The following is a 6,860-nucleotide window of genomic DNA, read 5'->3' on the forward strand; positions in this document are numbered from 1 at the left end:
GTCGGGCTGCGGGGCGGCGGCTGACTGGGCCTCGTCTGGCAAGAGCGCTCCTCGTGCGGATCCGGGGTACCCGGAGAGCCCATGGTATCGATCCCCCGGCGGGACCTCGCCCGGGGACGGTGGGAGCACGCCCAACGAGGGACGGGCACCCGGTGTTCCCGGGTGCCCGTCCCTCGTGCGTGGTGTCCGTCGCCGGACGCCGATCAGCGGATCAGACCGTGATCAGCGCCTCCAGCGGTGCTCCGGCGAGGCCGGGCTCCAGGCGGGCCCTGCCCGCGAGGAACCCGAGCTCCATGAGGACCGCGACGCCCGCGACCCGGGCGCCGGCCCGCCGGATGAGCTCCAGCGAGGCCTCGGCGGTGCCACCGGTGGCGAGGACGTCGTCGATGACCATGACCCGGTCCCCGGCGTCGAGGTCCTCGGCGTGGATCTCGATCTTCGCGCTGCCGTACTCCAGCTCGTAGGACTGGCTCAGCGTGGCCCCGGGGAGCTTGCCGGCCTTGCGGACCGGGACGAAGCCGATGCCCGCCCGGACCGCGACGGGCGCGGCCAGGATGAAGCCGCGGGCCTCCAGCCCGACGATCTTCGTGGCGCCGTGCCGTACGCACAGCTCCGCGAGGGCGTCGGTGAGCGCCGTGAAGGCCACCGGGTCCGCGAGCAGCGGCGTGATGTCCTTGAACACCACGCCCGGCTTCGGGTAGTCCGCGACGTCGCGGATCCGGCTGAGCAGCAGCTCCCTGGTGGATTCGGTGGTGCTCGTCATCACTCAGCGCTTCCCGGGGGTGCGGCCGTGGCCGCGGGGCTGCTGACGCTGGCCCACGACGGCGCCCGCGGTCTCGACGTCCTCATCCTGCTGGTATGCGGGCCCGTCGTCCTCGGGGGACTCGCCCCGGGCGGCCGCGGCCGCCCGCTTGGCGAGCACCCGCTTCTTCAGCGCCTTCATCTGCGGGTCGCGTTCCTTGAGGTCGGCGACGAGCGGCGTGGCGATGAAGATCGAGGAGTAGGCACCGGCGGCGAGGCCGACGAACAGCGACAGCGAGATGTCGTTCAGCATGCCCGCGCCGAGGACGCCGCCGCCGATGAACAGCAGACCGGCCACCGGCAGGAGCGCCACCACGGTGGTGTTGATGGAGCGGACGAGGGTGCTGTTGATCGACCGGTTGGCGACCTCGCTGTAGGTGAAGCGGGTCTGCTTGGTGATGTCCTTCTGGCCCTCCTTGAGGCTGTCGAAGACCACCACCGTGTCGTACAGGGAGTAACCGAGGATGGTCAGCAGACCGATCACCGTGCCCGGGGTGACCTCGAAGCCGACCAGGGCGTAGACACCGACCGTGATGGTGATGTCATGGATCAGCGCGATGAGGGCGGCGACGGCCATCCGCCACTCGAAGGCGATCGCGAGATAGATCACCACCAGGATCATGAAGACCACGAGACCGGTCCACGCCTTGTTGGCGATCTGCTCGCCCCAGCTCGGGCCGACCAGGTCCGCGTTGATCTGCTCGGCGGGGATGCCGAGCTCGTCGGAGAGCGTCTCCTTGATCTCGTTGGCCTTGGCCGTGCCGACCTCGGTGATCTGGATGCGCAGACCGCCGTTGCCCAGCTCCTGGACGATGGCCTGGTGACCCGATGCCTCGGTGGCCACGTCCGTGGCCTGGACGGTGGAGATCTTGGCCTTGGTGTCGGTCGTGAAGACCGCGCCGCCCTCGAACTCGATGCCCAGACGGAGGCCGCCGACCGCCACGCCGATGATGGCCGTGATGGTGATCAGTATCGAGACGCCGTACCAGATCTTGCGGTTGCGGATGAAGTCGTAGCCGACCTCGCCGCGGTAGAGCCGGGCGCCGAGATTGCCGAGTCGCGACATCTCACGCCTCCTTCGGTTCGGTGGGGGCGTTGACACGGCGCGAGCGACGCAGCGGGGGCTGGGCGCCGAGCCGCTTCGGGTCCAGCCCGGACCACGGACCACCCTTGGAGAAGAACTTCGTCCGCCCCATGAGCGTCATGAGGGGCTTGGTGAAGAGGAACACCACGACGACGTCGAGCAGGGTGGTGAGGCCGAGCGTGAACGCGAAGCCCTGCACCTTTCCGACGGTGACGACGAAGAGCACGGCCGCGGCCAGGAACGACACGAAGTCGGACACCAGGATGGTGCGCCGGGCACGGGGCCAGGCACGCTCGATGGCCGGACGCAGGGTGCGGCCCTCGCGGATCTCGTCCCTGACACGTTCGAAGTAGACGATGAACGAGTCCGCTGTGATGCCGATCGCGACGATCGCTCCACAGACCGCCGGGAGGTTCAGCGCGAAGCCGATGGCCGGGCCCAGCAAGGACATGATCGTGTACGTCAGGACGCCGGACACCAGGAGACTCAGCAGCGCGATGAAAGCCAGCCCCCGGTAGTAGGCGACCAGGTAGATGATCACCAGTGCCAGGCCGACGGCTCCGGCGATCAGCCCGCCCCGGAGCTGATCGCTGCCGAGGGCGGCGGTCACGGTGGTGACGCTCACCTCCTCGAAGGTCAACGGAAGCGCGCCGTACGACAGGATGTTGCCGAGGTCCTCGGCGGACTGCTGGTCGAAGCTGCCGGAGATCTGGGCGTTCTTGCTGAGCGCCGTGCGCACCGAGGGAGCGGAGACGACCTCACCGTCGAGGACGATCGCGAACTGGTTCATCGGCGGCTGCTGCTGCGAGAGCCGGCCGGTGATCTTCTGGAACTTCTTGGCGCCGGCGGAGGTGAACTCCATCGACACGATCCACTGGCCGGTCTGCTGCTCGATGGCGCCCTCGGCGTCGTCGACGTCGCTGCCGGAGACCTCGGCCGGGCCGAGCACGTACTTCTCGTAGCTGCCCGGGACGTTCGAACCGCAGGCGACGATCGAGTCGGTGGGCTTGGCGTCCTGCCCGGCCTCCGAGCGCTGCTTGGGGTCGGTGCAGTCGAGCTTGGCGAACTCCTCCTGGAGCTTGGCCGTGGCCGGGTCCGCGGAGGGCGGGGCCTCGGGGGAATCGGACGGCTTCGGCTCGTCGGAGGCGCCGGGCGTCGGGGTGTCCTTCGTGAGGGCTCCGGTGACCGCGCGGCCCTGGGTGGTGGCGCTCGCCGAAGGGGCGGCCTCCGAACCGGTGGCCTCCTCCCCCTCTGGCTTGTCCTGGCCCTCGGCGGACTCGCCGGGCTTCGGGGTGGCGCTGTCCGAGGGGGTCGGGGAACCGGAGGGCTGGGGCTCCTCGGGGCCGCTCGCCTGCACCGTCAGAACAGGCCGGAAGTAGAGCTGGGCGGTGGTGCCGACCTGCTCCTGGGCCTGCTTGGAGTTCGTCCCCTTGGGGATGTTGACGATGATGTTCTTCGAGCCCTGGGTCTGGACCTCGGCCTCGGAGACGCCAAGACCGTTGACACGCCGCTCGATGATTCCGACCGCGGTGTCCATGTTGGTCTTGTTGATCGCGTTCGGCTTGCCGGGCTGGTTCTGCGCTTCCAGCGTGATCGACGTCCCGCCGGCCAGGTCGATGCCCAGCCGGGGCGTGGTGTGCCCGGACAGGAACATCCCGCCGGCGAGCGCGACCATGGCGATGAGGATCAGAGCCAGGGCACGCCCCGGCCTGCCCTGACCGCCGGACGGCCCTCGGCCCTTCTTGGGTGCTGCCACCTTCTCGTTTCTCCCTGTCCAACCGCCCCGCGCCGGGTACGCGCCCGAGCGGCCACGATGTGTAGTGGGGACCCTGCCCCCGCAGACGACCGCACGGTCCCGGGGACGCCGCCCGCCGGTGGGCGCGCGACGTCCCCGGGATCGTGAGAACTACTTGGAGTCGGCGTCGCCGTCGGTCTTGCCCTCGCGCTTGGCGTCCTTGACGTCGGCGTCCTCGGTCTCGGCGTCGTCCTTGACCAGGTCGATCTTGGCGACCTCGGTGTCGTCGGACTCACCGGTCAGCGAGGATGCGTCGTCGGGAACGACGGTGCCGTCCGCGTCCAGCTCCTGGTCGTCGCCGTGCACGATGCGGTTGTACTCCGCGTCGTCCAGGACGGCGCCGATCGAGTTCTTCGCGTAGATGGCGTGCACGCCGGGGGCGACCTCGAGGAGAACGGTGTCGTCGTGGACTTCCTTGACGGTGGCGTACATGCCCCCGATCGTCCGGACGCCGGTACCGGGCTGCATGTCGCTGCGCATCTGCGCGGCCGCCGCCTGCTTCTTCTTGGCGGAACGGGTCATCAGGAACATGGCCCCGATGAGCACGATGAAGGGGAGGAGAGTCAAGATATCCACGGGACGGGAATTCCTTCGCACGACCGCGCTGGAATGCGGCCTATATACGGGGGTGGGTACACCGACCGGTAAGGGCGGCATCGGCGGAGTCTAAGCGAGTCCGCATCGATGGAACAACGCCCAGCATGGCACCGGGGTTCCTGTGCACGCGAACCTGTGACGCATCACGCCCCGAACAGGCCCTGTTGTCCCTTTGCTCCGTGCTGCGGCGGGACCAGTCCCAGATGCGCCCAGGCCGCCGGGGTGGCGACGCGGCCGCGCGGGGTCCTGGCCAGCAGTCCTTCCCTTACGAGGAAGGGCTCGGCGACCTCCTCGACGGTCTCCCGCTCCTCCCCCACGGCGACCGCCAGCGTGGACAGGCCCACGGGGCCGCCACCGAAGAGCTTCAGCAGGGCACCGAGGACGGCACGGTCCAGCCGATCGAGTCCGCGGGCGTCAACCTCGTACACCTTGAGGGCCGCCATCGCGATCTCCCGGTCGATCACTCCCTCCGCCTTGACCTGGGCGTAGTCGCGGACGCGGCGCAGCAGGCGGTTGGCGATACGGGGGGTGCCGCGGGAGCGTCCGGCGATCTCGGCGGCGCCCTCCACGTCGATGCTGACGTCGAGGAGGCGGGCCGAGCGGTGGATGACGCGCTCCAGCTCCGCGGGGACGTAGAACTCCATGTGCCCTGTGAAGCCGAAACGGTCGCGCAGCGGGGGCGGCAGCAGCCCGGCCCGGGTGGTGGCCCCGACAAGGGTGAAGGGGGGCAGTTCGAGGGGGATCGCGGTGGCGCCGGGGCCCTTGCCGACGATGACGTCGACCCGGAAGTCCTCCATCGCCATGTAGAGCATCTCCTCGGCGGGCCGGGACATGCGGTGGATCTCGTCGAGGAAGAGGACCTCGCCCTCTTGGAGGGAGGAGAGGATCGCCGCGAGATCGCCGGCGTGCTGGATGGCGGGGCCCGAGGTGATCCTGATCGGGGCGTTCATCTCGGCGGCGATGATCATCGACAGGGTGGTCTTGCCGAGGCCGGGGGCGCCGGACAGCAGCACATGGTCGGCGGTGGCGCCGCGGGCGAGAGCGGCCTTGAGGACCAGGTCGAGCTGTTCGCGGACCTTCTCCTGGCCGACGAACTCCCCCAGGTCCTTGGGGCGCAGGGCCGCCTCGACCGCGGTGTCCTCGCCGTCGAGATGGCCTGCGTCGACCAGCCGGTCGTCGACGACCGGGCCGGTCGGCTCGTCGGTCTCGGGTCCGGTCTCGTCCCAGTTCATCAAGGGCCTCTTCGGTGGTTCGGTGCCGGTCAGCGTGCGCGGTTGAGAGTCTGCAGGGCCGCCCGCAGCAGCTGCGGCACTGGGGGTGCCGTGCCCTCGGCGACGGCGGACTCGGCCTGCGGGGCGACGGCGTCGACGGCCTGATCGGCCTCGCGGCTCGCGTAACCGAGGCCGATCAGGGCGGCCTGGAGCTGGTCGCGCCAGCCGGAGGTGACGGGGGCGCCGACGCCCTGCTGGCCGATGCGCGCCCCGGCCGGTTCGCCGAGCCGGTCCTTGAGCTCCAGGAGCAGCTTCTGGGCGCCCTTCTTGCCGATGCCGGAGACGGCGGTCAGTGCCTTCTCGTCGCCGGTGGAGACCGCGAGGCGCAGGGCGTCGGGATTGTGGGTGGCGAGCATCGCCTGGGCGAGGCGGGGGCCGACGCCGCTGGCGGTCTGGAGCAGCTCGAACACCTGCCGCTCGTCGTCGTCCCGGAAGCCGTAGAGCGTGAGGGAGTCCTCACGGACGACCAGGGAGGTGGCGAGCCGGGCCTCCTTGCCGACACGCAGGCCGGCGAGGGTGTGCGGGGTGCACTGGACGGCCATGCCGATGCCGCCGACCTCGATGACGGCCGTGGTCGGGGCGAGGGCGGCCACCGGGCCGGAGACGAAGGCGATCATGCGATGCGGCCTTTCAGCGTGCGAGGCGTGCCGGTCGTGCGAGGGGTACCGGCCACGCCGGCTGTGCGGGATGCGCCGGACGCCCGGGACGAGCCGGGCGTGCGGTGGGCGGCGACCGCCTGCTGGAGCCGGTTCTGCGAGGGGGCGCGCCAGATGTGGCAGATGGCCAGGGCCAGAGCGTCGGCGGCGTCGGCGGGCCTGGGCGGTGCGTCCAGCCGCAGCAGCCGGGTCACCATCGCGCCGACCTGGGCCTTGTCGGCGCGGCCGGATCCGGTGACGGCCGCCTTGACCTCGCTGGGGGTGTGCAGGGCGACGGGGATGCCGCGGCGAGCGGCGCAGAGCATGGCGACCGCGCTGGCCTGGGCGGTGCCCATCACCGTACGGACGTTGTGCTGGGCGAAGACCCGCTCCACGGCCACGTAACCCGGGGAGTGCTCGTCGAGCCATTGCTCGATGCCCTGTTCGATGGCGACGAGCCGGTCGCCGAGCTCCGCGTCGGACTGGGTGCGCACGACGCCGACGCCGATCATGGTCAACGGGCTGCCCGCGACCCCTTCGACCACGCCGACACCGCACCGGGTCAGCCCCGGGTCAACACCCAGAACCCGCATGGAGCCCCCTGTCCTTGACGCTCGCCACACTCACTCGTTCATCTGTTCCCGCAGGCTATCGGCTCGCACTGACAATCCGTCGCA

General features: G+C 70.4%; 7 protein-coding genes. All 7 read right to left on the reverse strand.

Annotation, left to right across the window (positions count from 1 at the left end; genetic code table 11):
• Positions 1-211: 211 nt before the first annotated feature.
• The gene (locus B9S58_RS34030) at positions 212-763 is read right to left on the reverse strand and encodes an adenine phosphoribosyltransferase (protein ID WP_103535826.1); all 552 of its coding nucleotides are present in this window, start codon (positions 761-763) and stop codon (positions 212-214) included.
• 3 nt (positions 764-766) lie between these two features.
• Positions 767-1,867: a protein translocase subunit SecF gene (gene secF / locus B9S58_RS34035; protein WP_103535744.1), complete on the reverse strand. Its 1,101-nt coding sequence runs from the start codon at positions 1,865-1,867 to the stop codon at positions 767-769.
• Between the two features lies 1 nt (position 1,868).
• Complete coding sequence (gene secD / locus B9S58_RS34040; protein ID WP_103535745.1) at positions 1,869-3,641, reverse strand: protein translocase subunit SecD; 1,773 nt, start codon at positions 3,639-3,641, stop codon at positions 1,869-1,871.
• 150 nt (positions 3,642-3,791) lie between these two features.
• On the reverse strand, positions 3,792-4,256 hold the full coding sequence (gene yajC / locus B9S58_RS34045; RefSeq protein WP_103535746.1) for a preprotein translocase subunit YajC: 465 nt from the start codon (positions 4,254-4,256) through the stop codon (positions 3,792-3,794).
• Positions 4,257-4,420: 164 nt separating this feature from the next.
• A complete protein-coding gene (ruvB, locus tag B9S58_RS34050) occupies positions 4,421-5,509 on the reverse strand; it encodes a Holliday junction branch migration DNA helicase RuvB (protein WP_103535747.1) in 1,089 nt (362 codons plus the stop codon).
• A gap of 29 nt (positions 5,510-5,538) precedes the next feature.
• A complete protein-coding gene (gene ruvA / locus B9S58_RS34055) occupies positions 5,539-6,165 on the reverse strand; it encodes a Holliday junction branch migration protein RuvA (RefSeq protein WP_103535748.1) in 627 nt (208 codons plus the stop codon).
• Positions 6,162-6,776 carry a crossover junction endodeoxyribonuclease RuvC gene (ruvC, locus tag B9S58_RS34060; protein WP_103535749.1) on the reverse strand — a complete coding sequence of 205 codons (615 nt, stop codon included), beginning with the start codon at positions 6,774-6,776 and terminating at the stop codon, positions 6,162-6,164. Before ruvC ends, ruvA begins: the two co-directional genes overlap by 4 nt.
• Between the last annotated feature and the right edge of the window lie 84 nt (positions 6,777-6,860).

The sequence above is a fragment of the Streptomyces sp. SM11 genome (assembly GCF_002910905.1).
GTDB lineage: Bacteria > Actinomycetota > Actinomycetes > Streptomycetales > Streptomycetaceae > Streptomyces.